Genomic DNA, 26,286 nt, shown 5'->3' on the forward strand with positions numbered 1-26,286 from the left:
CACAAGGCCACAGTGCACCCCAAGGAGGAAGAACCACCTGGCCACGGGGTCAGGTACTCAGCGGGTCCCAGGGGAACTCACGGGATGTCGCACACAGGACGTGCAGGCGGACCCGACGGCCCATGAACAGGATCTCCGCGAGCGTGTCCGGGGCGGAGCGCCTCTTGGGGGCGGCCCTTGTGCCGGGTCTTCTCCCCACAGCGGCCGCCTCATGGTCGCGTAGATCTCATCGAGCGGGATCACCAGGTCCGGCCGGTGCGCCCGCTCACGCTGCGCGCCTGCGCACGGTCCGGGCCCCGTAGCTCGTCACCCAGCGGATGAGCAACGGTGTGAGCATCACCACGAGGAAGAGCCGAAGGCTCTGAGAGGTGGAGATGAGGGCGACGTTGGAATGCAGTGACGCGGCAGTGGCGAGCACCGCGTTGATGCCGCCGGGAGTGGTAGCCAGGTAGGCGTCGTTGAAGGAGATGCCGACCGCGGCGGCCAGCGCGCCGGCAAGCGCGGCGCACATCAGGCAGACGGTGAAGGTTGCGGCCAGCACATACGGCAGCATGCGTCCGACGTGGCGCAGCGTGGGGCGGGTGAAGCGCGAGCCCACCTCCAGGCCGATCACCACGAAGACCGCGTCCTGGAGCGGTCCGACCGGCTGGAACCCGTGCGCAGCGCCGGTGAACACGCCGACTGCGGTCAGCAGCATGGGGCCCAGCAGCGTGGGCGCGGGCAGCCTCAGTCGGTGTCCGAGGCTGCCGCCGAGCGTGCAGAGCGCGGCCAGGACGAGCAGACCTGCCAAGGTGTGTGAGGAATTCACCAGGGCGAGGGAGTCCGGCAGCAGGGCGGATCCGAACGGCCGGGTGTGAGCGGGGTTCCCGGCGTGCGTAGCAGTGTGAAGGGCCAGTACGACGACCGGCGCGGAGGCGGCCACCATGCCGACCCGCAGGTACTGCATGAACGCCACCACCCGGCTGTCCGCGTCCAGGTCGTCGGCGCAGGCGATGATCGCCGCGGACCCGCCGGGGACCATTCCAAGGACGGCGTCGCTATGGCTCATCCGGGTCAGGCGCGGGAGTATCAGCGCGACGCCGAGGCACAGAACGACTGTGGCCAGCGTCACGCCGACCAGCGGTCCGATCGAGCCGACCACGGACCGTACCGCCCCGGGGTCGAGGTAGCTGCCCATGAGCACGCCGGTCACCGCTTGCGCCGAACGGTTTGCACGCGTGGGAAATCGCGACCGCATGATGCCCGTCAGTGTCGCGATCGCACCCACGACCAGCGCGGTCAGCAGGTGCGCGGCCGGGACGCCGGCCCACCGGGCGGCGTTGCCGAGGAAATAGCACACGGTGGCGAGCAGCAGCCACCGAACGGCAGGTGAGGCCGCTGCGGTGTGCAGGGGCGCCGACGATCGGGCAGAACCAAGCAGGGTGGTAGGGAAGGGCACTGCTCTCCTTGTTGGCACCGATCTCTACGACCGAAATGCTCATCTTCTTCGCCGCTTGGCGCGACCCGCACAGTTAAAAGTACCAAAAGAGAATATTGTCCGCATTGTCGGCATGTCGTGGGCAAGTCAAACACCCACACCTGCTCCATGCGGTGGGCCGGCCGCATTGGCCTCGTCCGATTGCCCTGAAGGGCAAGGATTCTCCGTTTGTGAGTGGTCGTCATAGGGTGAGGGCCACCCGCTCCGGGCGAGAGGGCCGCGTGGATGCGGCGGCTTTCATGGCGGACGTTCTTGCCCGCGTTCCGGTCCCGGTTGTACAGGGTGCCGCAGTCCGGGCAGGTCCACTGCCGTGTGTGCAACGGCTTGGGGCCGTCCTTGTGCCCGCACGCGGAGCAGACCTGGGAGCTGGGGAAGTACCGGTGTATCGCATCGAGCAGGGGCAGCAGCTGAGTCACATCGTGCCGGTTGCCGCCGGTGAGCGTGATGGCCGGCGGGGGCCGTGCGCATCGGTGATCACGTGGTGCTTCGAGCCCGGTCTGGCACGGTCGACCGGGCTCGGTCCGGTTTTGGGCCGCCCCGACGCGCCTGCCGGTGGGAGCCGTCGATCACCGCCCTCGACCAGTCCAGCTCCTCTTAGGTGTGCTTGAGGTCCGCGATGAAGGGCGTCCAGGCGGAGGCCCGGAACACGAGCGTCGGGCCTTCGGTTGCCTTGGAGTCGCGGACGGGGACGATGCCGGGGTGGCCGTCGGCCACTTCGAGGCAGTTGCCGCCGCTGCCGTCGCTGTAGGTGGACTTGCGCCAGGTCGCGACTTCGAGGCAGTTGCCGCCGTCGCCGCCGCTGTAGGAGGACTTGTGCCAGGTGGCCGTGGACAGGTCGTAGTCAGGGCTGCTGAGCTTCATGGGCGTAATCCTCCGCCACCGACTCGATCAGAGCCAGGGACAATTCTGGTGACAATGCGCTGGCCGCAAGCAGATCGTAAGTCAGTTCGTAGCGGGCGACAGGCCCTGGTTCGTCCAGCAGTTGGCCTGACCCGAGCCCGTCCAGATAGGCGAGCGGGGGCGCGTCGGCGAACGACATCAGCTTCAAGCCGCCGCCCATGGCTGCGTGCGCACCCTCGCTGAACGGCAGCACCTGCACGATGATCCGGTGTTGACGCACCAGCGACGCCACGTGGCGCAGGGCCTCCGCCATCACAACAGGGCCGCCCACTCCCCGACGAAGGACCGCCTCGTCGAGAGCCGTCCACAACAGCGGCGTTGTTGGATTGTTCAGAAGCTGGCCGCGTTCGAGTCGTGCCGCCACCAGGTTGTCGATTTCCTCCTCCGGCGCTGTCGGCTGATACGCCCGGAACACCGCCCTCGCGTACCCCTCCGTCTGCAACAGCCCCGGAATCAGCAGTGGCGCGTACTCCTTGATCGTCTTTGCCGCGGCCTCCGCCTCGGCCGCCTCCGCGAAGTGATCCGGGTACTTCGACTTCTTCAGGGCGGCGCAGTTGCGCACGAAGAAACCGTCCGCTTTCAGGATCTCGTCCAGTTTCTGGGCCTGGTCCATCTGCATCCGGCGCGTACCGGACTCCAGTTGTCCGATGAAGGAGCCGCTGACGAACAGGGGCAGGCCCAAGTCCCCCTGGGAGAGGCCTTTGCCCTCCCTCCGATGGCGGAGTTCGGCGCCGAGCAGGGCGCGTGGGGAGGAGGAGGGGTCGAGCTTTTTGGGGCCAGGCATGACAACTCCCTGTGACACACGTGCGGTTGTTGGCTCTGCGCCTCTTCCAGGCTATCCGCGCGTTGGACACGCTGGGTATGCATTGTCATTACTCAGCGTGGAAAGGGATGGATCATGACGACGATGGAACGGCGCAGGGCGACAGAGGGAAGAGTGCGGGCCGCGGAGGACGCGGTGGCGCGGTTGAAGGACGGGCTCTCCGGGCTCGGGATCACGCTGCCCTCGCTCCGGATCGACCCGGTGTCGTGCGCGGGGAACGAACCCGCGTCGCCGCTGGTCGACCTCGGTCGGTGCAACCTCGACACGGCGCTGCGGCTGAGTGCGGCGCTGGAGACGCAGAGGCAGGCCGGTCATGACGGGTGAGGGAGCTGAGCCGTCCGGGCCCGAGCCGGGGTCGTTCGCGGTGGACACCCGGGACGGACGGGTGGGGCGTGTGATGGGGCGCGTCGGGCCGTACGTGCAGCTGCGCCCGCCGGGCGGCGGTCCCGAGTGGGACTGTCCGCCGGGGGCGGTGCGCCCCGCCCCGCTCGGTGATGTGCTGCGAGCCCGGGTCAGGGAGATCAACCGGGAGGGGCGGCTGCCGTGACGGCGTCGGAGATATCGGGGCCGACGCGACGGTGAGCACGGGGAAGGGCGACACCTCGGGGGAGGTGCCACCCTTGGTTCGGGCCTGCGGGGCCGGCCGGTGGGAGTCGAAGGCCGCGCCCCGCGCGCGGGGTCGCGCCGGGCACGCAGTCAGGAAAAGTTCAGGGAAGCCCTGCCAGCGTGCCGTTCCATGACGACCGAAACCAACGGCGCCGCCGGGGCGACCGACACCGACCGCACCACTGGCGCGAACGGCGCACCCGGCAGGCATGCTCCGGGCTCGCGCTCCCGTGCACGACAGATGCTGAACAAGGTCCCGGAAGTGACCCTCTACTTCTGGGTGATCAAGGTGCTGTGCACCACCGTGGGGGAGACCGCGGCCGATCTGCTCAACGACAACCTGGGCATGGGGCTGACCAACACCTCGTACCTGATGAGTGCGCTGCTGGTGGTCACCCTGGTCTTCCAGTTTCGGGCGCGCTCCTACGTACCGAGCCTGTACTGGCTGTCCGTGGTCCTGATCAGCGTGGTCGGCACGCTGATCAGCGACAACCTCACCGACAACCTCGGCGTTCCGCTCCAGACCACCACCGTGGTGTTCGCGGTGGCGCTCGCCGTCACGTTCTTCGCCTGGTACGCGAGTGAGCGGACGCTGTCCATCCACAGCATCCGCACGACGCGCCGCGAGGCGTTCTACTGGCTGGCGATCCTGTTCACCTTCGCGCTGGGCACGTCCGCGGGCGACCTCACGGCGGAGAAGCTGAACCTGGGGTACTGGCTCTCCGCGGTCGTGTTCGCCGCGCTGATCGCGGCCGTGGCGCTCGCGCACCGCACGCTGGACTTCAACGCGGTGTGGTCGTTCTGGATCGCGTATGTCCTGACCAGGCCGCTCGGCGCCTCGCTGGGCGACTATCTGTCGCAGCCCACCGCGGACGGCGGGCTGGGGCTGGGCACGGTCGGCACCAGCATCCTGTTCCTCGTGGTCATCCTCGGCCTGGTCGTATTCCTGACCAGGACCCGGCGCGATGTGGCGCGGGACGGTGCCGTCGAGACGGCCGGCGCACGGGGAGTCAGCCCGCGGGAAGGGTGACGACGAAGCGTGCGCCGGGGGCCGCGGCGTCCAGTGCGATGTCGCCGCCCGCGGCCCTGGCCAGTCGGCGGGCCAGGGCCAGACCGAGACCCGCGCCGTCGTGTCCGTCCTCGGGATGGGCGCGACGGCCGGGTTCGAAGAGCGAGGCGACGAAGTCCGGCGGGACGCCGGGGCCGTCGTCGTCGACGTGGACCGTGACCTCGCCCGCTCCCGCCGCGCAGGTGAGGGTGATCGTGTGGGCGGCGTAGCGGCGGGCGTTGTCCAGGAGCGGCGTCAGGATGCGCTCGGCGACATCCTGCGAGACGCCGATGCTCACGTCCGGTGCGGTGCCGGGTGCGGTGTTGGGTGCCGTGCCCGGGGTGCCGCTGGGTTCGCCGCCGGGGGTTGCGTCGTTTGCCGCCGCGACGGTCACCGGCGGGGCGTCGGGGAACAGGGCCGCGTTGCGCGCTGCCAGGCGGTGCGCGATGTCGGCGAAGCGGGAACGGCCGGGGGTCCGCGCGTTGCGGGTACGTACCTCCGAAAGCAGCGAGTCGCAGATCTGCTGCATGGTGGTGGCGGCGCCCGCGATGGCCTCCAGGGAGGTTTCCCGTTCCTGAGCGGAGCGCGGGCGTCCGGTCAGCCACTCGGTCTCGGCGGCGATGCGGGCGAGCGGGGTGCGCAGTTCGTGCGACAGCTCGGCGGCCTGCTGCTGCTCGTGCCGCAGGACGGCGGCCAGCCGGTCCAGCAGGGCGTCCAGGCTGGTGGCGAACGCGGCGAGCTCGGCGGGCCGGCCCTCGGCACCGAACCGTTCGGGGGCGCCCGCCGCGCTCCACCGGGTGGCCTGTTCGCTCATCGCGGCGACGGGGCGCAGGGCCCGTCGTACGACGAGGCGGGTCAGCAGATAGATGGTGGCCAGCAGCAGCACGGCCAGCGCGATCGAGCCGACCAGCGCGGTGTCCGCCGTGCTGCGGTACGGGTCGAGGCTGACGGAGCTGACGACGGTGCCGGCCTGCGTGGGCGGTTGTCCCTGCCGGGCGGGGGTGTCGACGGGGAACGCGTACAGCCGCCATGACCCGCCGCCCCCGGTGTCGGCGAACGTCTCGCGCCCTCCGGCGAGCCGGGCCGCCTGGGTCTCCAGGCCGGCGGGTGCGGTGGGGGGCTTCTCGACCACCGTGTCGCCCTGGAAGATCCAGACCCCGACGTCCAGGGCCCGGTCCTCGGTGGGCTCCCGGACGACGAGCCGCCCGCCGGGTCGTACGTCCACCGTCGCCGCCACGGCCTCGGCGCGGGTGCGCAGGACGTCGTCGGCCTGTGCGTGCAGCCGGTTGTCGAGGGCGATGTTGAAGACGGTGGTCAGGACGCCGATCCACAGGGCGCTGGTGGCGAGGGCCATCAGGGCGAGGCGACCGCGGAGGGTCCGGGGGGTGAGAAGACGCCTCACCGGCGCGCCGGAGCCCTTGGCCGTGCCCGTCGACACCGTCACGCCTCGGCCTCCTGCCCTCTCGTCGGATGTTGTCGTCCGGTGTCGTGCCGATCGCGTGGGGAGCGGGCGGGGGCCTCGCCGCTGGGTCCGGCTGCCCACTTGATGATCGCGGCGACTCCCGCGCGCCATGGTTCGCTGAAGTAAATGTAACTGCCTTGAGCTGAGCTGTTCGCGGTGCGCATGACAAATGCGTGTCGAGCGCGACCCCTCCGCGGCGCGACGGGGAGCCGGCGTCATTCCTGGGGCGGAGGCGAAGCCTCGAAGCGGTAACCCACACCTCTGACCGTGCTGATGGTCTGCGGGCTGTCCGCCTCGCGGAGCTTGCGGCGCAGGCGGGTCAGGTACTGGTCCAGAGTGTTGTCGCTGACCTGCGCCCCCTCAGGCCAGCCCGCCCGCAGCAGGGCCCGGCGGCGCACCACGCTCCCGGGGCCGGACATCAGGCACGCCAGCAGGCGGAACTCGGTCGGAGTCAGGGCCACGGGTCGGCCGTGGACCGTGAGCTCGTGCTTGATCGGGTTCAGCCGCATCGCGCCCGCGCTGTCGGCGAGGGCGTTGCCGTGGTGGCCGACGCGATGCAGGACCGCGCGGACGCGGGCCGCGAGTTCGCTGAGGTGGAACGGCTTGACCAGGTAGTCGTCGCCCCCGGAGGCGAAACCGGAGAGCCGGTCGGTGAGATCGCCGCGCGCGGTCAGGAAGATCACCGGAACGGTGACCCCCGCACCGCGCATCGCCTGGCACACATCGCGTCCGTCGGAATCCGGCAGCCCCACATCGAGCACGACCGCGTGCACCGACTCGTCGACGGTCTTGAGAGCGGTGGCGCCGTCGACGGCGGTCACGACGTCGAAGTCCTCGTCGCGCAGGCCACGGGCCAGGACATCGCGCAGGCCGTGGTCGTCCTCGACGACAAGAATGCGTGCAGCGGTCACCCGGCCAGTATGGCGCGGGCCGGATCGGTTCGGCGGGGCTGAGGGCAGGGAAGGGCGGCGCCCGGCCGGGGCGCCGCCCTTCCACCGTGCCGGGTGGGCCCGAGCTACGGCGCCGGGACCTCCCGTACGAGCTTCGAGGTCCAGGGGCAGTAGTAGGCGCCGGGCAGGAAGGGGCCGCCGACCTCGTCGAGGTGGTCCTCCACGTACGGCAGCGTGGCGTCGCAGACTTCGATGGCGATGTCGAAGAAGCGGACCGTCTCGGGGTCGTAGTGGAAGCTCCAGCCCGGGTTGTACGACGTCGGGTACTTCTTGAGCCGGCCGATGACGTGCGGCTCGTCGTTCGTCGCGCCGCTCACGAGGTCTCGCGCGTGCTGGATCTCGCGCTCCTTCACCAGCTTCACGATGAACTTGCTCCGGGTGATGTCGGTCATCTCGAAGTACGCGGGCTCGACTGCGGCGGCGCGCTGTGTTCCCTCGCTGTGCTGGTTGGCCTGGGCCGGCTGAGCCACGGTGAAGGCGAGCATCGCGACGGCGGCGAGGCTTGCGGCCTTGGTGAACAGGTGTCGCACGAGAGTCTCCGTGGGTGCATGGCGGCCGTGTTGATCATGGCCGCTCATTACGCAAAGTAACGCAACGGCGACGTAAAGTCACGACGAGTAGCGGGTGGGCACCGGATGAACGGCTGGCGTGCGGAGCGCGGTTGACGCGGACGGGTGTCCGGGCGCAGCCACTTGCCTTGGCGCGCCTGAAGACCGGGACCGGACGGACGGCGGAGGGTCGCTGCGTACGCCACACGATCGTGGGACGCTGATGGGAGCGGCGAACTGCCGCGGAACCGTCGATCCACGCTCCTTTGACAGGCCACAGGAGAAGGGACCCGCGATGACTGCCGCGATGGTCGAGAACGACCAGGCCTCTGAGGGCCGCCCGTGGGACTACCTGCTGCAGACATGGCGTGAACTGGACGTGCCCGAGGGGTGGCGTGCCGAGATCGACGAAGGGCAGATCGTCTTGGTACCTCCGCCTCATGCGCATCACAACGGAATCGCCGCCAAAGTGCAGCGCAGGCTCTACAGAGATCTGCCTGAAGAGCTGGAGATCTACCAGACCCTCGGTGTGCACGTAGCCCCGCTGGACAAGCTCTATGTGCCAGACCTCGTGGTGATGCCATCAGAGCTCATCGATGCCGCCGATCCCGAGAGCAGCGACCCGATGGACGTGTCGGACGCTCTGCTCGTCGTCGAGATCACATCGAAGGGAAACGCCCGGGAGGACCGGACGAAGAAGTACCGCGCCTATGCGCGGGCGGGTGTGCCGATGTACCTGCTGATCGACCGCTTCGACACCCGTGGGGCGATGGCCACGCTGTTCACGGAACCGAATGAGGACGGGACGTACAAGCAGTCCGATCCGGTGCCGTTCGGGAAGCCCCTCACGTTGCCGGAGCCGTTCGGTACGACGCTCCTCACGGGGGATTTCCCGGTCTGAGCCCGATACATGGATGAGGGGTGGCACCCGCGCTGCGGGTACCACCCCTCATCCATGTATCGGGCTCAGACCCCCGCCGGTTCCTTCGCCGGGATGTCCGGGCCGGGAGTCGGTGACGTCGGGCCGTCCGTTGCCGCGACCGTGGAGGCCGCCGGTTCCCGGGAGACGTTGAACTCCGTCAGCAGGTCCTTGCCGAAGCCGAAGAAGTACGTCGCGAGGAACCCGGCGAGGTAGCCGACCAGCAGGCCTCCCGCGTAGATCGCGATCGTGGTGCCGAGGCCGTGGTTGCCGTCGAGGAGGGGGAACAGCGCCCAGCCGGACGGGCCGATGGCCGTGGAGCCGACCTTGTCACCGAGCTGGTTGAACAGACCGATGAAGCCGCCGCCGAACGCACCGCCCACGCAGGCCGTGATGAACGGGCGGCCCAGCGGGAGGCTGACACCGTAGATCAGCGGTTCGCCGACGCCCAGCAGACCGGCCGGGAGTGCGGACCTGATCGTCCGGCGGATCGACTCGTTGCGGGGCAGGCGGAAGTAGACCGCCACGGCCGCGCCGACCTGACCGGCGCCCGCCATCGCGAGGATCGGCAGCAGCACGGTGTAGCCCTGCTGCTCGATCAGGGTGGTGTGGATCGGGATGAGCGCCTGGTGCAGGCCCAGCATCACCAGGGGCAGGAAGAGACCGCCGAGCACGAAGCCCGCGCCCGCGCCGCCGTTGGAGAGCAGCCAGTCGGCGAACGTGCCGATGGCGGTGGAGACCTCACCGGCCACGTACATCAGCCCGAAGATCGTCACCAGGCCGGAGACCAGCACCGTGAGCGTCGGGGTGACCAGGACGTCCAGCGCCTCGGGCACCCAGCGGCGGCACCACTTCTCCACGTACACCGCGAGCACCGCCGCACCGAGTGCGCCCAGCACACCGCCCTGGCCGGGGGAGAGCTTCTGGCCGAACGCCTCGATGTTCGCGACGCCCGGGAAGACGATGATCGCGGCGACCGCGCCGCCCAGGATCGGCGTACCGCCGAACTCCTTCGCCGTGTTGAAGCCGACGAAGACGGCGATCAGCGCCATGAAGCCGGACGCCATCGCGGCGAGGGCGGGCGTGACCGAGGTCAGCCAGCCCAGGTTCACCAGCAGGCCGTTGAGGCCGGCGATGATGCCGCAGCCGATGAGCGCCGGGATCAGCGGCACGAAGATGTTCGCGATCCTGCGCAGGAAGAGCTTGAACGGGGTGGCGTTCTTCGCCTTCCGCGCCGCCTTCATCGCGGCGCCCTGGGCGGCCAGTTCGTCCGCCGTAGCGGAAGCGGAGGTGGAGGCGGGGCCTTCGGAGGGGGCGGCGGTTTCGGTCGCGGCCGGTTCCGGTGCGGCCTCCCTGCCCTCCTCCACCAGCTGCTCGAACTCCGGCGTGACCCGGGCGACGGTGCCCGGCCCGAGGACGATCTGGTACGTGTCGTCCTCGACCACGCCCATGACGGCGGGTATCGCCTTCAGGGCCTCGTCGTCGACGAGCGAGCGGTCGCGCAGGCCCAGCCGGAGCCGGGTCATGCAGTGGGCGATGGAGCTGACGTTCGCGGCGCCACCGACGAGCGGAAGGATCGCGGCGGCGGTGGCGCGGTTCTTGTCTTCTGTTGCCATGGTGCGTGGTGCCTTGCTGTGCGGGGGTGCGGGGGTGGAGCCGGTGGGGTCAGGTGGCGGTGCGGGGGGCGGCGGCGAGGGCGGCGCGGAGATGGCCGTCGGACGCGGTCAGCAGGGTGGCGGCGGTGGGGCCGTCGACCTGGCCGAGGATGGTGAGGATGGCGTTCTTCACCTCGCCGTCGGTCGCGGCGAGCGCGGCCTCGATCTCCTCGTCCGATGCCCCGGTGGCGAGCGAGACGATCCGGCGGGAGCGGGCGCGCAGCTTCTCGTTGGAGGCGCGGACGTCGACCATCAGGTTCCCGTACGTCTTGCCGAGCCGGATCATCGTGATCGTCGAAAGCATGTTGAGGACGAGCTTCTGGGCCGTACCCGCCTTGAGCCGGGTGGAGCCGGTGAGCAGCTCCGGGCCGACGACGATCTCGATGCCGTGCTCGGCCGCGGCGCCCAGGGCGGAGTCCGCGTTGCAGGACAGCCCGATGGTCAGCGCGCCCTTGGCGCGGGCGTGCTCGACGGCCCCGATCGCGTACGGCGTCCGGCCGGAGGCGGAGATGCCGACCACGGTGTCGTCGGCGGTGAGGTCCAGGGCGTCGAGGTCGGCGGCGGCCAGCTCCTTGCTGTCCTCGGCGCCCTCGACGGCCTTGACCATGGCGGACGGGCCGCCCGCGATCAGGCCGATGACCTCGGTGGGGTCGGTGTTGAAGGTGGGCGGGCACTCGCTGGCGTCGAGCACGCCGAGCCGGCCCGCGGTGCCGGCGCCCGCGTAGATCAACCGCCCGCCGCGGGCCATGCGCTCCGCGGTGCCGTCGATCGCGGCGGCTATCTCGGGGAGCCGGGCGCCGACGGCGGCCGGGACGGACCGGTCCTCGCCGTTCATGATCCGGGCGATCTCAAGCGTGTCCAGACGGTCGATCTCGGCGAGCTCGGGCCGGAACGCCTCGGTGGTGAGCGTTTCGAGCTGGGCGCGCAGCTCCCCGTATCCGTCGGGGGAGCTGGTGTCGGCGTCGGTGGTGGGGGTCATGGAGAGCAGCTCTGCTTTCTCGATCTCGTACGGTTCAGCGGGTGCGGGTGCGGGTGCGGGTGCGGGTGCGTGCGGTCGGTTCGCTTCGAGGTCAGAGGGGCCAGAGGGGCCAGAGGGCTCGGAGGGGCCGGAGGGGCCGGAGAGGTCAGCCGGGCCGGAGGGGCCGGAGAGGTCAGCGGGGGCGCGGGGTGTGGCGGTGGGCCAGCGCCTCGTAGGAGGCGGCGAGCGCCGGTGCGGCCGTTTCGTACGTGCGCTGCGCGACGCCTATGAACAGGCAGTCGACGACGAGCAGCTGGCTCGTACGGCTCGACATGGCGGCGGGCCGCAGCTCGCTCTCCCGGGCGGTGGACGTGGTCAGCACGTGGTCGGCGTACTGCGTCACCGGGCCGTCGGGGCGGCCGGTGATCGCGATCGTCGTCGCACCGCGGTCGAACGCGACCCGCAGTGGCTCGATGACATCGACGGTGGAGCCGGAGTGCGTGATCGCGATGGCCACATCGCCGGAGCGGAGCTGCACGGCGTTCGTCACCGCGAGGTGCGGGTCCGTGTGGGAGTGCGCGATCAGGCCGATACGGGCCAGCTTCTGCGCCAGGTCCTGGCCGACGAGGGAGGAGGCGCCCACGCCGTAGATGTCGATGCGCCGGGCGGTGGCGGCGGCGGCCACGGCGGCACCGAGCTGGACGGTGTCGAGCCCCGCGGCCGTGTCGGCGAGGGTCTGCTGTTCGTCGTAGGCCAGCTTGGCGACCACGTCGGCGATCGGGTCGTCGACCGCTATGTCGGCGGTGACGGAGGGGGCCCGGCCCGACTGCTGGTGCGCGGCGAGCCCGGCGAGGGCCAGGCGCAGATCGCGGTAGCCGGGATAGCCGAGGAGACGGGCCGTGCGGACCACGGTCGCCTCGCTGGTGCCGGTGAGCTCGGCGAGACCGGTGACCGTGAGGGCGGCGCAGCCGGCGGGGTCACCGGCGACGGCCTCGGCGACACGCTGCATGGAGCGGGTCATGGACGGCGCGAGCGTGCGCACCTTGGCCGCGAGAGCCGCCGGGGCGGGCGGGGAATCAGCGCTGAAACTTTCCTTCAGGTCATGGGTCACCTTTGAAAGATATTTTCAACCCGGTTGCCCGTCAACCCCCCTTTGGTCCCTGCCTCTGACAGCGCGGAAAGGGCGGGGGCGGGCGCGAGAAGCGGGTTCGCGGGCGGGGTGACAATGGGCCCATGGAGATGAACCCCCTGGAACAGGCGTTGCACACGGCCCGCGCGCTGGTCATGGCCGATCTCGCCGCAGGTGACGTCGCCGAGGCCGGGATCGTCTCGCTGGTCGAGGATGCCGTGACCCACCGCCGCTGGTGGGTCGAACAGTGGCCGGACGGTGCCGCGTTCGTGGTCGGCCTCGTCGCTCAGGACGTGCAGGACGCCCTGCTCGAACGGTACGGGCGGTGGCCGCTCTGCCCGGTCTGCGACGCGGGCGACCCGCACGCCCTGGACGTCGAACCGGAACTGGGCCCGGATCCGCACTGGGTGTGCACCAAGGCCGCCGTCGCCGTCGCACCGGTCGGTTCGCTGGGCGGAATACCGCGGCGGTGACGGTCTACATCGACCCGCCGGACTGGCCGGGCCACGGGCGACTCTGGTCGCACCTGGTCAGTGATGCCTCCTTCGAGGAGCTGCACGCCTTCGCGGCGTCCATCGGCTGCCCACCCCACGCGTTCGAGCGGGACCACTACGACGTACCGGAATCGCGGTACGTGGACGCGGTACGGGCAGGGGCCCGGCAGATCGGTTCGAAGGAGCTCGTCCGCCGGATCACGGAGGCCGGGCTCCGGCGACCCAAGGGACGTCCGGCGCCCGGCCTCTGAGGGAAGCACTGAAGGCAGCGCTGAGGGGGCGGTCGGGGAAACGGGGGAACGGACGGCGTCCGGATGCCTAAGCGGAGGCCTCCGGCGCCGGCTCCGACGCCTTCGCGGGCACCGCGGCCGACGCCGCGGCCGGCGCCCCGGTCACCCGTCGCGACCTGCCCCCGCCGTGCAGCCGCAGCGAGACCAGCACGGCCGCCAGCGCCAGCACCGTCATCGCCGCCCCCGCCCATGCCGTCGCCGCGAAACCGAAGTCCGCGTCGATCACCGTGCCGCCCAGCCAGGGGCCGCCCGTGTTGCCGAGGTTGAACGCGGCCGTCGTCGTCGCACCGGCCAGCGTCGGAGCGGCGCCCGCGACATTGAACATCCGGGCGTTCAGCGCCGGGGCCGTGTAGAACGCCGACACCCCCAGCAGGAACGAGAGCCCGACCGCGGCGACCTGGTTCGACGCGAACAGCGCCAGCGCGACCAGGAAGACCGTCGAGGCCGCTATCCCGCTCATCAGCACCCCGAAGAGATGCGCGTCCGCGACCCGGCCGCCGATCGTCGTACCGACCAGCGCGCCGATCCCGAACAGCGCGAGCACGGTCGGGACCCAGCCCGAGTCCAGCCCGGCGACATCCGTCAGCAGCGGGGCCAGATAACTGAACGCGCAGAAGACACCGCCCGCCGCGAGCGCGGTGATCACGATCGACAGCCACACCTGCCGGTCCCGGTAGATGCTCATCTCGCGCTTCAGCCGAGGCTTCTGCTCCGGCAGCGGAATCCGCGGAATCAGCGTCGCCACCCCGACCAGCGCCACGGCGGACGCCGCACCCACGGCCCAGAAGGCCGACCGCCAGCCGAGGTTCTCACCGAGAAAGGCGCCCAGGGGCACACCCAGCACATTGGCGATCGACAGGCCGCCGATCATCACGGCCATCGCGCGGGCGCGTGCGTTCACCGGCACCATCGCGATGGCGACCGCGGCCCCCACCGCCCAGAAGCCGGCGCAGGCGAAGGCGCTCACGACACGGGAGGCGAAGAGCACCTCGTACGTCGGAGCCAGCGCGCCCGCCACCTGGCCGAGTCCGAAGACGGAGATCAGGGCGATCAGTGTGGTGCGGCGGGGCAGCCGGAGCGTGGCCACGGCGAGCAGCGGGGCGCCGACCACCATGCCGATCGCGAAGGCGGATATGAGAAGTCCGGCCCGGGGGATGGACACGTTCATGTCGTCGGCGATGGGTGGCAACAGCCCGGAGAGCATGAACTCGCTGGTGCCCAGGGCGAAGACGGAGAGGCCGAGAATGTACACGGCAAGTGGCATGCGTGAGCGGTGAGCGGCAGAGTCGGGCATGACATCTGCCAACAGCGGCCGACGGCGTCGCATTCCCGATGCTGCCGCCGCGCCCCGCGTCGCTCAGTGGCTGAGCAGCTCCCATTCGGTCAGCAGGTTCTGCCGCGCCCGCGGTTCCCACCGCTCCGTCCCGTACGGCGTGCGGAACAGCCGCGGCAGTCCGAGCAGCTGGCGCAGCACCGTCGCCCGCCCCTCGCGGAACGCGTCGTCGGGCACGAAGGCGTACTCCTCCCGCACCTGCGCCGCGTAGGCCGCGTACTCCTTCGGGGGCGCCGCCAGGATCGCCAGATCGGCGTCGCACAGCACCTCGCCGTCGGTGTCGCCGTCCGCCGGATCGTGCGTGACGGTGAGGCGCACGAGCCGGGCGACCTCGGCCGTGACGTCGGCCGGTACGCCCGCCTCCGGCAGAGCGCGTTCGGCGAGGGCGGCGCTGCGTTCCTCGTTCTCGGACCGGTCGGGCCGGTAGACCGCGTCGTGGAACCAGGCGGCGAGGCGCACGGCGTTCGCATCGGCCGCGTGACCGGCGAGCGTGTCGATGCGGTCGAGCACCGCGACCAGGTGCGCGGTGGTGTGGTACCGCCGCTGCGGCTCGGCCCAGCGCGCCAGCAGATTGTCGGCATACGGCACCGGATCGGGCCCGGACGCCCCGCCCCGCGCCCCGACGAGCGCCTCCCGCCAGCGGTCCCGGAGAGCGGCGTCGGTGCTGCCCGCCTCGTGGCCGTCGCTTCCGCTTCCGCTGCCGCGCGAGCTGTCGGTCATGGGACGACCCTAGCCCGGAACCGGACGGTCCACGGGGGGCGGCTGATGCCGCCCGTCCCGGCCTTGGTGGCGGCCTCGGTCATCGGGGGATCAGCGGACGCATGCTCTGCGCGGGGCCGCCGACGCCGGTGAGGCCTGCGGAGGCGGTGAGCTGACGGCGCAGCAGGGAGAGCGCCAGGAAGCGGCCGGCCGATCCGCGCCGCTTCCACGGCACTCGGATCGTTGAACAATCGCTAGCGTGTTCCCGTGATCGAACTGACGAACCCGGCGAGCGCGGCGAACCCGATGGATCTCAACGCAGATCTCGGTGAAGGCTTCGGGCACTGGACCCTCACCGACGACGACGCGCTGCTCGACTGTGTCACCAGCGCCAATGTGGCCTGCGGTTTCCACGCGGGTGACGCCTCCGTGATGCGGCGCGTCTGTGACACCGCGGCCGCCAGGGGCGTACGGATCGGCGCCCAGGTCGCGTACCGGGATCTGGCCGGATTCGGGCGCCGTCCCATGGATGTGCCGCCCGCCGAACTGACCGCCGAGGTCGCCTACCAGATCGGCGCCCTGAGGGTCTTCGCCGAAGCGGCCGGCTCACGTGTCACGTACGTCAAACCGCACGGAGCCCTGTACAACCGCGCCGTCTGGGACGACGACCAGGCTGCGGCCGTGGTCGAGGGCGTCCGGCTGGCCGGCGGAGACCTGATGGTCCTCGGACTTCCCGGCTCCCGCCTCCTCGCCCACGCCGGGGCCGCGGGCCTCACGGGCGTCGAGGAAGCCTTCGCCGACCGCGCGTACACCCGCCGGGGCACTCTGGTCCCACGCGGAGAGCCCGGCGCGGTGGTGCACGACGAGGACGAAGTCGTACGCCGCAGCGTCGGGATGGCAGTGGACCGGGGTGTCACCGGGGTGGACGGCGGCCGAATACCGGTCACGGCGCGGTCCCTGTGCGTCCACGGCGATACCCCGGGCGCGGTGGCACTGGCCCGCCGGATCAGGTCGGCGCTCGAAGAGGCGGGCGTGGCCGTGCGGGCGTTCGCATGAGCGGGGGCATACGTGCGGGGGCCGGCACGGAGGCGGGCACGGCGGGGGCGAGTGAGCGCGGCCCGGCGCCAACGGACGCTCAGGTGCTTCCCGCCGGGCCCGGAGCGTTGCTCGTGGAACTGTCGTCCGGTGAGCACGCCGAGGCCTTTCACGCCGAGTTGCTGCGGCGCCGGGCACTTGGTGAGCTGCCGGTCGTACGCGAGATCGTTCCTGGTGCACGGACCGTCCTGCTCGATGGCATCGTGGATCGCACCCCGGACGGAACCGCACGGCTTGCCCGCGAACTCGTCTCCTGGCGGATCCCGCCGCTGCGGCGCGACTCCGGGCGAGCGGTCGAGATCCCCGTCGTCTACGACGGCCCGGACCTCGGCGATGTCGCGGCGGCCTGGGGCGTCGCCGTCGCCGACGTGTCCGGTATCCACGCCGGGACCGAATTTCGCGTGGCCTTCTGTGGGTTCGCCCCCGGCTTCGGCTACCTCACCGGCCTCCCCGAGCACCTGCATCTGCCGCGCCGCGTGACTCCGCGCACCAGGGTTCCGGCCGGTGCGGTGGCCCTCGCCGGTGCGTACACGGGCGTGTACCCGCGCGCCTCGCCGGGCGGCTGGCAGCTCATCGGTCGGATGCCCGAGCCGGGCGAACTGTGGAACCCGGCGCGCGAACCGGCCGCGCTGCTGAGCCCCGGGGCACGGGTGCGCTTCGTCGCGGCAGAGGTGGGGCCGTGACGGGTCTCGTTGTGATCCGGGCCGGGGCCCTGACCACCGTTCAGGACGCGGGCCGCGTCGGCTGGGCGCACCTCGGGGTGCCGAGGGCCGGAGCCCTCGACGCCCCGGCCCGCCGTCTCGCCAACCGGCTGGTCGGAAACCCGGCGGACGCGGCAGTGCTGGAGACGACCGTCACCGGCTGCGCGGTCCGGCCCGGCCGGTCCGTGGTCGCCGTCGTCGGCGGTGCTCCCTGCCCGGTCACGGTCGACGGGCGGCCCGTGGCCTGGGGGACCCCTGTGCGTGTACCGGCGGGGGCGGTGCTCGACGCAGGCCCCGCAGTGCGCGGCCTGCGCAGCTATGTGGCCGTCGGGGGCGGCCTGCTGCCGGAACCGGTGCTGGGCAGCAGATCCACCGACGTGCTCTCCGGGCTGGGCCCGGCCCCCCTGCGCGACGGCGACGTACTGCCGCTGGGGCACGGGCCGTCGAGACCTGTGGGTGCCGACGCCGTCCCCTGGCTTGGTGCACCGGCCGAACTCGTGCTCCCTCTGCATCCGGGCCCCCGCCACACCTGGTTCACGGACGAGGCGCTGCGGACGCTCGACACAGCCACCTACCGGGTCTCGCCGCACAGCAACCGGATCGGCCTGCGCACGGAGGGGCCGCCCCTGGCACGTGCCCGCGAGGGCGAACTGCCCAGTGAGGGCATGGTGCTCGGCGCCGTCCAGGTGCCGCCGGACGGGCGCCCGGTGGTGTTTCTCAACGACCATCCGACGACCGGGGGCTACCCGGTCGTCGGTGTCGTGCACGAAACCGCACTCGCGGGCGCGGCACAGGCGGTGCCGGGAACCCGGGTGCGGTTCGTGCGGGCGGGCCGAGGCCTGCCCCCGTCGGGGTGGGCGGTTGCTACGCCGCCGCCTTGAACCCCCGCAGCCGCAGCGAGTTGCCGACCACGAAGACCGACGAGAAGGCCATCGCGGCGCCCGCGATCATCGGGTTGAGCAGTCCGGCCGCGGCGAGCGGCAGGGCGGCCACGTTGTAGGCGAAGGCCCAGAAGAGGTTCGTACGGATGGTGCCCAGCGTCCGGCGGGAGAGGCGGATGGCGTCCGCCGCGGCCCGCAGGTCCCCGCGTACCAGTGTCAGGTCACCGGCCTCGATCGCGGCGTCCGTACCCGTACCCATCGCCAGGCCCAGATCGGCCTGCGCGAGGGCCGCCGCGTCGTTGACGCCGTCACCGACCATGGCGACCGAACGGCCCTGGGCCTGGAGTTCCTTGACGACGCCGACCTTGTCCTCCGGCATGACCTCCGCGTACACCTTCTCGATCCCGACCTCGGCCGCGACCGCCTCGGCCACCGCCCGGTTGTCTCCGGTGAGCAGGATCGGGGTCAGCCCCAGGGCCCGCAGCCGCCGAATGGCCTCCGCGCTGGTGTCCTTCACCGCGTCGGCGACTTCGAGGACCGCCCGTGCCTCGCCGTCCCAGGCGACCGCGATGGCCGTCCGGCCGGCGGCCTCCGCCGCGGCCTTGCGCCGGGCCAGCTCCACCGGCAGGTGGATCTCCCACTCGGCGAGCAGCTGCTCACGGCCGACGAGGACGGCGTGCCCCTCGACGACACCCTGCACGCCGAGCCCCGCGATGTTGGCGAAGTCCTCGGGGGTGGGCAGGGCGGCGCCGGTGCGCTCGACGGCTCCGGCGGCGACGGCCTGGGCGATGGGGTGCTCCGAGGAGTGCTCCAGGGCGCCCGCGAGCCGCAGCACGTCGTGCTCGTCCGTACCGTCCGCCGTGTGGACGTCCAGCAGGGTCATCCGGCCGGTGGTGACCGTGCCGGTCTTGTCGAGGACGATCGTGTCGACGCGGCGGGTGGTCTCCAGGATCTCCGGTCCCTTGATCAGGATGCCGAGCTGGGCGCCGCGCCCGGTGCCGACCATGAGGGCGGTGGGAGTGGCGAGGCCCAGGGCGCAGGGGCAGGCGATGATCAGTACGGCGACGGCGGCCGTGAACGCGGCGGTCAGGCCCGCGCCGTTGCCGAGCCAGAAGCCGAGCGTGCCGAGCGCGAGGGCGATGACGACGGGGACGAAGACGGCCGAGATCCGGTCCGCGAGACGCTGGGCCGCCGCCTTGCCGTTCTGCGCGTCCTCGACGAGCTTCGCCATCCGGGCCAGCTGGGTGTCGGCGCCGATCCGGGTGGCCTCGACGACGAGCCGGCCGCCCGCGTTGAGCGTGGCGCCGGTGACGGAGTCGCCGACGGCGACCTCCACCGGTACGGACTCACCGGTGAGCATCGACGCGTCCACGGCCGACGCGCCCTCCACGACGGTGCCGTCGGTGGCGATCTTCTCGCCGGGCCGGACCAGGAACCGGTCCCCGACCTGGAGGTCGGCGGTCGGCACGGTCACCTCGCGGCCGCCGCGCAGCACGGTCACCTCCTTGGCGCCGAGCTCCAGCAGCGCCTTGAGGGCGGCGCCCGCCTTCCGCTTGGAGCGGGCCTCGAAGTAGCGCCCGGCCAGGATGAAGGCGGTGACGCCGGCGGCGGCCTCCAGATAGATGTTGCCCGCGCCGTCGCTCCGGCCGATGGTCAGTTCGAAGGGGTGCGTCATGCCGGTCATCCCGGCGGTGCCGAAGAACAGCGCCCACACCGACCACAGGAACGCGGCCGAGGTGCCGACGGAGATCAGCGTGTCCATCGTCGCCGCGCCGTGCCTGGCGTTGGTGAACGCGGCCTTGTGGAACGGCCATGCGGCGTACGTGACGACGGGGGCCGTCAGGGTCAGTGAGAGCCACTGCCAGTAGTCGAACTGGAGCGCCGGGACCATCGCCATCGCGATCACCGGCACGGCGAGCGCGACGGCCGTGATCAGCCGCTGCCGCAGGGGCCGCAGCTCGTCGGCCGCCGCCTCGGGGGAGTCGGCCCCGGTACGCGCCGGGGGCGCGGGCTCGTGCGCGGTGTAGCCGGTCTTCTCGACGGTGGCGATCAGGTCCTGTACGGAGACGTCCTGGCCCCGGTAGCTGACCTTGGCCTTCTCGGTGGCGTAATTGACGATGGCCTCGACGCCGTCCATCCGGTTGAGCTTCTTCTCGATACGGGCCGCGCAGGAGGCGCACGTCATGCCGCCGATCGCGAGCTCGACCTCTGCGGTGGTGCCGGTGGCTGTGCCGGAGCCGGTTGTGGCGGTGTGCGCGGACACGATGTCCTCCCTGGCGGAGACTTCATACCCCTGGGGGGTATGCATTGCATGTTCAGGTATACCCCCCTACCCTATGAAGCGCAAGGGTGGATCTGTCGCCGGGGTCCGGAGTGTCCGCGTCCGAGCCCCCGGGATGCGTCTGACCTCACGTATCTTCACGTCGGACTGAGGCTGCGCCCTCAGCCGACCGACCCGTAGGCTGGCCATTGGACTAGACCTATTGCCGCTTCCTGGAGGATTGGGATCCCATGAGCAACCGTGCAGTCCTGGAGGTGATCGCTCTCGACGCGGAGGACGCGGTCGCCGCCCAGGCGGGTGGTGCGGACCGCCTTGAGCTGGTCACCGACATGGCGGCGGACGGCCTGACCCCGTCCTGTGCGACCTTCGCGGAGATCCGGGCGGCGGTGGACATTCCGCTGCGGGTGATGCTCAGGGTGGCGGACGGCTTCGCGGCCGGAGACATCGATGTGCTCGTGGCCAAGGCCCGCGAACTGCGTGCGGAGGGCGCCGAGCAGTTCGTCCTGGGCTTCCTCGACGCCGAGGGGCGCCCGGACCTGGTCGCCGTCGAACGGCTCGTCGCCGAGCTGGACGGCTGCCCCTGGACCTTCCACCGCGCGATCGACCGGGCCGCCGACCGCGACGCCCTGCGCAAGCAGCTGGCGGACATGCCGGGCCTCGACACATACCTCACCGCGGGCTCGCCGAAGGGCGTGGACGACGGCATCCCGACCCTGCTCGTGGAGGCGGCCCGCAAGGGCGAGGCCGGGTACGAGCCGCAGATCCTGGTGGGCGGCGGCCTCCGCCTGGACCACTTGCCGACGCTGCTGGCCGCGGGCCTCGACGCGGTGCACATCGGCGGCGCGGCCCGCCCGCACGGCTGGTCGGGCCCGGTGGACGCGACGGCGGTACGGGAATGGCGCACGGTGCTCGACGCGTAGCCGGGGGCGGCGCCCGGGGTGGTCCCGGCCAAGGGCTCGGGTACACCCGGCTGAATCGTTCGTTGAACGATTGGTTGAACGGTTCCGTTCAACGGTTCCGTCCTCGAACGCCGGACGGGCCGGTGGTTGCCGGACGGGCTGGTTCCGCCCGGCGGAGGTCCGGCCTCGCCGACGTTGGAGGCACGGGGTCCGGGCGGAGCCCCGGCCACGGATGGCGGCGGGCAGGGGAACAGGCCCGCCACAGACGCCCCCACCCGTGCCCCCGCCGCCCCCACCCGCCCCTACACCAGCTCTCCCGGCAACGCCGCCGCGTGCACCACCGTCAGCCCCGACACCGCACGCGTCAGCGCCACGTACAGCCGGCGCAGCCCCGTGCGCTCGTCGGGTTCGCCGTCCACCACCGCGGCCGGCTCGTCCAGTACCACGTAGTCGTACTCCAGGCCCTTCGCCAGCGAGGCCGGGACCAGCGTCAGCCGGGACTCGGCGGTCGTCTCCTCACCGGGGGAGAGATACGCGTGGCCCGCCGCGGTCAGCGCGTCCGCCAGCGCCGGAACGCGCGCATCGGCCGCGATCAGGCCGATCGACCCCTCCCGCGTCAGCGACTGTTCGCACGCCGCCAGCACCGCCGCGTCCAGATCCGCCGGACCGGCCACCTGCCGAACCTCCAGCGAACCCGGCGACTCACGCACCGACTCCACCGCCGCGAGCCCCGGCGAGATCTGCGGCAGCAGCCGGGACGCGTACGCGATCACCTCGCGCGGCACACGGAAGCCCGCCGTCAGCTCCTCCACCACCGCGTCCGGCTTGCCCAGGTGGTGCAGTGCCTGCGCCCAGCTCTCCGTCGACCACGGCGTCGTGCCCTGCGCGAGATCGCCGAGGACCGTCGCCGAACCCGTCGTGCACCGGCGGCCCACCGCCCGGTACTGCATGGGGGACAGGTCCTGCGCCTCGTCGAGCACGACATGGCCGAGCGAGTGCGTACGCGCCACCAGATCGCCCGCCTCGTCGATCAGCACCGCGTCCGCCGGCGACCACTTCGCGGACTTCACGCTGCGGACCGGCTTGGTCCACAGGATCGTCTTCTGCTCGTCCTCGGTGAGCAGCCCGTCCGCGTGCGCGGCCAGGAAGCCGGGGTCGGAGAGCAGCCGCAGCACCAGCTTCGCCGGATCGACCGCGGGCCAGATCGCCTTCACGGCCGCCTTCACGGCGGGGGTGCGGGCCACCGCGTTCTGCACCCGGTCGTCGGGCGCCTCGCCCGCCTCCTCCATCCGGACCAGGACGGAGTGCGCGATGCGCTGCGGGAGCGCCTCATGGGCGGCCCCGTACCGCATGTCACGGGCCAGCAGCTCGGTGACGATCTCCTCCAGCTCGTACACCGGCACCCGCCAGCGGCGCGAACCGCGCACCACCATCACCGGCTCCGTCGGCGGCGTCACATGCGAACGGATCGCCCGCCGCAGCACCTCCGCCATCCTGGCGTCGCCCTTGACGACGGCGGCCGCCGCCGAGTCCGTGCCGCGCACCTCGGTGTCCGCCGCCACCAGGTCGTCGACGGTCGCCTGCTTCACCTCCAGCTCACCGAGGGCCGGGAGCACCTGCTCGATGTAGTGGAGGAACGAACGGTTCGGCCCGATGACCAGCGTGCCGGTACGGGCGAGGCGCTCGCGGTGCGCGTACAGCAGATACGCGACACGGTGCAGGCCGACGGCAGTCTTACCGGTGCCGGGCCCGCCCTGCACGCAGACCGTCCCGCCGAGACCGCTGCGGACGATCTCGTCCTGCTCGGGCTGGATCGTCGCGACGATGTCACGCATCGGCCCGACACGCGGCCGCTCGATCTCCGCCTGGAGGAGCTTGCTGGTCTGCTCGGCCTCGGCGGGGTCGTCGAGGTGCTCGTCCTCGTACGCGGTCAGCTCACCGCCGGTGTAGCCGAAGCGGCGGCGTCGGCCGACGTCCTGGGGATCCTTCCTCGACGCCCGGTAGAACGGTTGCGAGACGGGCGCGCGCCAGTCGATGACCATCGGGTCGCCGCCGGCGTCATGGACGTGGCGGCGCCCGATGTAGAACTGCTCGCCCTCGGCGCCCTCGGCCTGTTCCGCACCGACCGCGTGCAGATAGTCCAGGCGCCCGAAGAAGAGGGGCGTATGGGCGAGATCGGCGAGCGACTTGATGCGCTCGTCGATCTGGGCCTGCAGAACGGCCGCGTTCACCCAGTTCGCGGTGACGTCACGGATGTCGAGGGCCTGGGCGTCCTCGCGCATGGCGCGCAACGCGGAGCGGGACGCGGTGAGATGGGCGCGTTCACGAGCCAGGGGATCGGTGGTGGTGTCGCTTTCGTGTTCGTGCGCGGGCACGGTGTTGCCTCCGGCTTTTCAACGCAGGACGGCGGACCGCACCTCGCTCCGGCCACGGCTCGGGGCGATGCGGTCCGCTCGGGGATCGATCACGGGATACGCGCGCGGGCGCGCGTACGGCTGTCGGCCGGTTTCCGTCCGGTCGGCGGCGCTCCCCCGGCTGCCGGCGAAGGCCGGTACCACGGTGCGGGAGGCGGGCAGACCGGCGATTGTATCGACAGCCCCCGTCGGGGGCGAACGGATTAGGTCCCGTCCGGCGGATCGGATCGGAGCGGATCGGAGCCCGGAGCCCGGAGCCCGGAGCCCGGAGCCGGGAGCCGGAGCCGGAGCCGGATCCGATCCGCCGGACGAGGACCAGGATCCGGGTCCGCCCCGTAGGGGACGGCATGCGACCGGAGGCCTAGACGCACCGCTTCGGGATTCCGCCCGCGGGCCGATGCCTTCACGGGACGGGCGCAGGACCATGGAATACATGAGCACCGTCTCCCTGAACCCCCGCAGGACCGGTCCCGCGCACGGCGCGACGGCGGCCACCGGTCACCCGTACACCCACCGCGTCGGTGACGCCCTGCGCGCCGTCAAGGTCTACGCCCGCGCCGCGTTCGGCGTCGTGGTCCTCGGCGAGTACGCCGAAGAGGCGGGCGTCCGCCACCACCACTGAGTACCGCACGCGGCCCCCGGCGCCCACCGGCCGATGTACGCGCTCTGGCCGCCGGGCCTGGCAGCCGGCCCCGGCCAATGACCCCGCCGGCCGGTCCAGGCCGCCGTGCACACCGACGACCGTCCCCGGTCACCGTCCAACGACCGGCCCGGCCACGTCCTCACCGGCCGGCCCCGGCCGCCGTCCGCACCGATCGTCCCCGGTCACCGTCCAACGACCGACCCCGGCCACGTCCTCACCGACCTGCCCCGGCCCCCATCTACCGGCCTCGGCCGCCGTCCTCAGCCGTCGGCCAGCAGTTCGTCCGCGTCCATGATCCGGTACGCGTACCCCTGCTCCGCCAGGAACCGCTGGCGGTGCGCCGCGAAGTCCTGGTCGATCGTGTCGCGGGCGACCACCGAGTAGAAGCGCGCTTCGTGCCCGTCGGCCTTCGGCCGCAGCACCCGGCCGAGCCGCTGCGCCTCCTCCTGCCGCGAACCGAACGTCCCCGACACCTGAATGGCGACGGTCGCCTCCGGCAGGTCGATGGAGAAGTTGGCGACCTTCGACACGACGAGGACGCTGAGCTCACCCTCCCGGAACGCGTCGAAGAGCTTCTCGCGCTGGGCGTTGCTCGTCTCGCCCTTGATCACCGGGGCGTCCAGATGCTCACCCAGTTCGTCGAGCTGGTCGATGTACTGCCCGATGACGAGGGTCTGCTCGCCCCGGTGTTTGCGTACGAGCGCCTCGGTCACCTTCCGCTTCGTCGCGGTCGTCGCACAGAACCGGTACTTCTCCTCGGTCTCCGCGGTGGCGTACGCGAGCCGCTCCGAGTCCGTCAGATTGACGCGCACCTCGACGCAGTCGGCGGGCGCGATGTAGCCCTGCGCCTCGATCTCCTTCCACGGGGCGTCGAACCGCTTGGGCCCGATCAGCGAGAAGACGTCCGACTCGCGGCCGTCCTCACGCACCAGCGTCGCGGTGAGGCCGAGGCGCCGCCGGGCCTGCAGGTCGGCGGTGAACTTGAAGACGGGCGCGGGCAGCAGATGCACCTCGTCGTAGATCACCAGACCCCAGTCGCGGGAGTCGAACAGCTCCAGATGCGGGTAGACGCCCTTCCGGCGGGTCGTCAGCACCTGGTACGTGGCGATGGTGACCGGCCGGATCTCCTTGCGCGTGCCGCTGTACTCGCCGATCTCGTCCTCGGTCAGCGAGGTCCGCTTCACCAGCTCATGCTTCCACTGCCGCGCCGAGACGGTGTTGGTCACCAGGATCAGCGTGGTCGCCTTGGCCTGCGCCATCGCACCGGCCCCGACCAGCGTCTTGCCCGCACCGCAGGGCAGTACGACGACACCCGAGCCACCGTGCCAGAACCCCTCGACGGCCTGCTTCTGGTACGGCCGCAGCGCCCAGCCGTCCTCCGCGAGCTCGATGGGGTGCGCCTCGCCGTCCACGTAGCCCGCGAGGTCCTCGGCGGGCCAGCCCAGCTTCAGCAACGTCTGCTTGATCTGCCCGCGCTCCGAGGGGTGCACGGCGACGGTGTCCGGGTCGATCCGCGCCCCGACCAGCGGCTGGACCTTCTTCGACCGGAGGATCTCCTCCAGCACGGGGCGGTCGGTGGAGGTCAGCACCAGACCGTGCACCGGATGCTTGGAGAGCGTGAGGCGGCCGTACCTGGCCATCGTCTCGGCGATGTCGACGAGCAGCGCGTGCGGAACGGGGTAGCGCGAGTACTGCACGAGCGCGTCGACGACCTGCTCGGCGTCGTGCCCGGCGGCCCGCGCGTTCCACAGCCCGAGCGGGGTCAGCCGGTAGGTGTGGATGTGCTCGGGCGCACGCTCCAGCTCGGCGAAGGGCGCGATGGCCCGCCGGCAGGCGTCGGCCTGGTCGTGGTCGACTTCCAGGAGGAGTGTTTTGTCGCTCTGGACGATGAGGGGTCCACTCACGCGCGTCGGCCCTTTCTGCTGCGGGGACGGCCGGGAACGGCCAAACGTCCAGTGTGCCGCATCCGGCGGTGCGGGCGTGTCGCGTCGCCGGACACGGGGCCGCCGGTCCGGACCGGCCGGATCCCACCGGCCGGGCACGACGCCCGTGCGGGGTGCCGGGCGTCGGGTGATCGTGGG

General features: G+C 71.6%; 27 protein-coding genes and 1 pseudogene. 11 read left to right on the forward strand and 17 right to left on the reverse strand.

What is annotated here, in order from left to right; all coding sequences use genetic code 11:
* Window positions 1-265: 265 nt before the first annotated feature.
* From ACZ68L_RS15165 to ACZ68L_RS15185, 5 genes and pseudogenes are all read right to left on the reverse strand, one after another.
* Window positions 266-1,390 carry an AbrB family transcriptional regulator gene (locus tag ACZ68L_RS15165; protein WP_469577499.1) on the reverse strand — a complete coding sequence of 375 codons (1,125 nt, stop codon included), beginning with the start codon at window positions 1,388-1,390 and terminating at the stop codon, window positions 266-268.
* Window positions 1,279-1,884: a zinc ribbon domain-containing protein gene (locus tag ACZ68L_RS15170; protein WP_469577500.1), complete on the reverse strand. Its 606-nt coding sequence runs from the start codon at window positions 1,882-1,884 to the stop codon at window positions 1,279-1,281. Before ACZ68L_RS15170 ends, ACZ68L_RS15165 begins: the two co-directional genes overlap by 112 nt.
* Window positions 1,861-2,068, reverse strand: a pseudogene (locus ACZ68L_RS15175) (transposase); the annotation flags it as partial. The pseudogene ACZ68L_RS15175 and the gene ACZ68L_RS15170, both read right to left, overlap by 24 nt.
* Window positions 2,069-2,071: 3 nt before the next feature.
* The gene (locus ACZ68L_RS15180) at window positions 2,072-2,338 is read right to left on the reverse strand and encodes a DUF397 domain-containing protein (protein WP_469577262.1); all 267 of its coding nucleotides are present in this window, start codon (window positions 2,336-2,338) and stop codon (window positions 2,072-2,074) included.
* Complete coding sequence (locus ACZ68L_RS15185) at window positions 2,319-3,161, reverse strand: helix-turn-helix domain-containing protein (protein WP_469577263.1); 843 nt, start codon at window positions 3,159-3,161, stop codon at window positions 2,319-2,321. The genes ACZ68L_RS15180 and ACZ68L_RS15185 overlap by 20 nt, the downstream gene beginning before the upstream one ends.
* Before the next feature lie 114 nt (window positions 3,162-3,275).
* Here ACZ68L_RS15185 and ACZ68L_RS15190 point away from each other — a divergent pair, with 114 nt between their 5' ends.
* From ACZ68L_RS15190 to ACZ68L_RS15200, 3 genes are all read left to right on the forward strand, one after another.
* Window positions 3,276-3,524 (forward strand): hypothetical protein, encoded by a 249-nt coding sequence (locus ACZ68L_RS15190; RefSeq protein WP_469577264.1) that lies wholly within the window; start codon window positions 3,276-3,278, stop codon window positions 3,522-3,524.
* Window positions 3,514-3,747 (forward strand): hypothetical protein, encoded by a 234-nt coding sequence (locus ACZ68L_RS15195; protein WP_469577265.1) that lies wholly within the window; start codon window positions 3,514-3,516, stop codon window positions 3,745-3,747. The genes ACZ68L_RS15190 and ACZ68L_RS15195 overlap by 11 nt, the downstream gene beginning before the upstream one ends.
* Before the next feature lie 300 nt (window positions 3,748-4,047).
* Window positions 4,048-4,836, forward strand: a complete 789-nt coding sequence (locus ACZ68L_RS15200) for a COG4705 family protein (protein ID WP_469577501.1) — start codon at window positions 4,048-4,050, stop codon at window positions 4,834-4,836.
* On the opposite strand, the gene ACZ68L_RS15205 is transcribed toward ACZ68L_RS15200, so the two are convergent.
* The 3 genes from ACZ68L_RS15205 to ACZ68L_RS15215 form a co-directional block, all read right to left on the reverse strand.
* The gene (locus tag ACZ68L_RS15205) at window positions 4,817-6,298 is read right to left on the reverse strand and encodes an ATP-binding protein (protein WP_469577266.1); all 1,482 of its coding nucleotides are present in this window, start codon (window positions 6,296-6,298) and stop codon (window positions 4,817-4,819) included. The genes ACZ68L_RS15200 and ACZ68L_RS15205 overlap by 20 nt on opposite strands.
* 233 nt (window positions 6,299-6,531) lie before the next feature.
* The gene (locus ACZ68L_RS15210; RefSeq protein WP_469577267.1) at window positions 6,532-7,227 is read right to left on the reverse strand and encodes a response regulator transcription factor; all 696 of its coding nucleotides are present in this window, start codon (window positions 7,225-7,227) and stop codon (window positions 6,532-6,534) included.
* Between the two features lie 104 nt (window positions 7,228-7,331).
* Window positions 7,332-7,796, reverse strand: a complete 465-nt coding sequence (locus tag ACZ68L_RS15215; protein ID WP_469577268.1) for a BP74-related protein — start codon at window positions 7,794-7,796, stop codon at window positions 7,332-7,334.
* A gap of 313 nt (window positions 7,797-8,109) precedes the next feature.
* On the opposite strand from ACZ68L_RS15215, the gene ACZ68L_RS15220 reads away from it, so the two are divergent.
* Window positions 8,110-8,715: a Uma2 family endonuclease gene (locus ACZ68L_RS15220; protein WP_469577269.1), complete on the forward strand. Its 606-nt coding sequence runs from the start codon at window positions 8,110-8,112 to the stop codon at window positions 8,713-8,715.
* 65 nt (window positions 8,716-8,780) lie between these two features.
* On the opposite strand, the gene ACZ68L_RS15225 is transcribed toward ACZ68L_RS15220, so the two are convergent.
* The 3 genes from ACZ68L_RS15225 to ACZ68L_RS15235 form a co-directional block, all read right to left on the reverse strand.
* On the reverse strand, window positions 8,781-10,349 hold the full coding sequence (locus tag ACZ68L_RS15225) for a PTS transporter subunit EIIC (RefSeq protein WP_469577270.1): 1,569 nt from the start codon (window positions 10,347-10,349) through the stop codon (window positions 8,781-8,783).
* A gap of 49 nt (window positions 10,350-10,398) precedes the next feature.
* Window positions 10,399-11,367 carry an N-acetylmuramic acid 6-phosphate etherase gene (gene murQ / locus ACZ68L_RS15230; RefSeq protein WP_469577271.1) on the reverse strand — a complete coding sequence of 323 codons (969 nt, stop codon included), beginning with the start codon at window positions 11,365-11,367 and terminating at the stop codon, window positions 10,399-10,401.
* 172 nt (window positions 11,368-11,539) lie between these two features.
* On the reverse strand, window positions 11,540-12,457 hold the full coding sequence (locus tag ACZ68L_RS15235) for a MurR/RpiR family transcriptional regulator (RefSeq protein WP_351075215.1): 918 nt from the start codon (window positions 12,455-12,457) through the stop codon (window positions 11,540-11,542).
* Between the two features lie 122 nt (window positions 12,458-12,579).
* Here ACZ68L_RS15235 and ACZ68L_RS15240 point away from each other — a divergent pair, with 122 nt between their 5' ends.
* Both ACZ68L_RS15240 and ACZ68L_RS15245 read left to right on the forward strand, forming a co-directional pair.
* Complete coding sequence (locus ACZ68L_RS15240; protein WP_469577272.1) at window positions 12,580-12,948, forward strand: hypothetical protein; 369 nt, start codon at window positions 12,580-12,582, stop codon at window positions 12,946-12,948.
* On the forward strand, window positions 12,945-13,220 hold the full coding sequence (locus tag ACZ68L_RS15245) for a DUF4031 domain-containing protein (protein WP_469577273.1): 276 nt from the start codon (window positions 12,945-12,947) through the stop codon (window positions 13,218-13,220). Before ACZ68L_RS15240 ends, ACZ68L_RS15245 begins: the two co-directional genes overlap by 4 nt.
* A gap of 67 nt (window positions 13,221-13,287) precedes the next feature.
* Here ACZ68L_RS15245 and ACZ68L_RS15250 read toward each other — a convergent pair whose 3' ends face one another.
* The 3 genes from ACZ68L_RS15250 to ACZ68L_RS15260 form a co-directional block, all read right to left on the reverse strand.
* Complete coding sequence (locus ACZ68L_RS15250) at window positions 13,288-14,523, reverse strand: Cmx/CmrA family chloramphenicol efflux MFS transporter (RefSeq protein ID WP_469577274.1); 1,236 nt, start codon at window positions 14,521-14,523, stop codon at window positions 13,288-13,290.
* A 93-nt stretch (window positions 14,524-14,616) separates the two neighbouring features.
* Complete coding sequence (locus ACZ68L_RS15255; protein ID WP_469577275.1) at window positions 14,617-15,312, reverse strand: HD domain-containing protein; 696 nt, start codon at window positions 15,310-15,312, stop codon at window positions 14,617-14,619.
* 79 nt (window positions 15,313-15,391) lie between these two features.
* Window positions 15,392-15,526: a hypothetical protein gene (locus ACZ68L_RS15260; protein ID WP_469577276.1), complete on the reverse strand. Its 135-nt coding sequence runs from the start codon at window positions 15,524-15,526 to the stop codon at window positions 15,392-15,394.
* Between the two features lie 71 nt (window positions 15,527-15,597).
* Between ACZ68L_RS15260 and ACZ68L_RS15265 the strand changes: the two genes are divergently transcribed.
* From ACZ68L_RS15265 to ACZ68L_RS15275, 3 genes are all read left to right on the forward strand, one after another.
* Complete coding sequence (locus ACZ68L_RS15265; RefSeq protein WP_469577502.1) at window positions 15,598-16,347, forward strand: LamB/YcsF family protein; 750 nt, start codon at window positions 15,598-15,600, stop codon at window positions 16,345-16,347.
* 83 nt (window positions 16,348-16,430) lie between these two features.
* A complete protein-coding gene (locus tag ACZ68L_RS15270) occupies window positions 16,431-17,069 on the forward strand; it encodes a 5-oxoprolinase subunit B family protein (RefSeq protein ID WP_469577277.1) in 639 nt (212 codons plus the stop codon).
* Window positions 17,066-17,968 carry a 5-oxoprolinase subunit C family protein gene (locus ACZ68L_RS15275; protein ID WP_469577278.1) on the forward strand — a complete coding sequence of 301 codons (903 nt, stop codon included), beginning with the start codon at window positions 17,066-17,068 and terminating at the stop codon, window positions 17,966-17,968. The genes ACZ68L_RS15270 and ACZ68L_RS15275 overlap by 4 nt, the downstream gene beginning before the upstream one ends.
* Here the strand turns inward: ACZ68L_RS15275 and ACZ68L_RS15280 are convergent.
* A complete protein-coding gene (locus tag ACZ68L_RS15280; protein WP_469577279.1) occupies window positions 17,952-20,231 on the reverse strand; it encodes a heavy metal translocating P-type ATPase in 2,280 nt (759 codons plus the stop codon). The genes ACZ68L_RS15275 and ACZ68L_RS15280 overlap by 17 nt on opposite strands.
* Window positions 20,232-20,479: 248 nt before the next feature.
* Here ACZ68L_RS15280 and ACZ68L_RS15285 point away from each other — a divergent pair, with 248 nt between their 5' ends.
* Window positions 20,480-21,169, forward strand: coding sequence for a copper homeostasis protein CutC (locus ACZ68L_RS15285; protein ID WP_469577280.1), 690 nt, complete (start codon window positions 20,480-20,482; stop codon window positions 21,167-21,169).
* Between the two features lie 281 nt (window positions 21,170-21,450).
* Here the strand turns inward: ACZ68L_RS15285 and ACZ68L_RS15290 are convergent, their stop codons facing one another.
* Window positions 21,451-23,523 carry a HelD family protein gene (locus tag ACZ68L_RS15290; protein ID WP_469577281.1) on the reverse strand — a complete coding sequence of 691 codons (2,073 nt, stop codon included), beginning with the start codon at window positions 23,521-23,523 and terminating at the stop codon, window positions 21,451-21,453.
* A gap of 472 nt (window positions 23,524-23,995) precedes the next feature.
* Here ACZ68L_RS15290 and ACZ68L_RS15295 point away from each other — a divergent pair, with 472 nt between their 5' ends.
* Complete coding sequence (locus ACZ68L_RS15295; protein WP_469577282.1) at window positions 23,996-24,184, forward strand: hypothetical protein; 189 nt, start codon at window positions 23,996-23,998, stop codon at window positions 24,182-24,184.
* A 281-nt stretch (window positions 24,185-24,465) separates the two neighbouring features.
* Here the strand turns inward: ACZ68L_RS15295 and ACZ68L_RS15300 are convergent, their stop codons facing one another.
* Complete coding sequence (locus ACZ68L_RS15300; protein WP_469577283.1) at window positions 24,466-26,109, reverse strand: DNA repair helicase XPB; 1,644 nt, start codon at window positions 26,107-26,109, stop codon at window positions 24,466-24,468.
* Window positions 26,110-26,286: the final 177 nt, after the last annotated feature.

Source organism: Streptomyces sp. NPDC104309 (assembly GCF_055584025.1).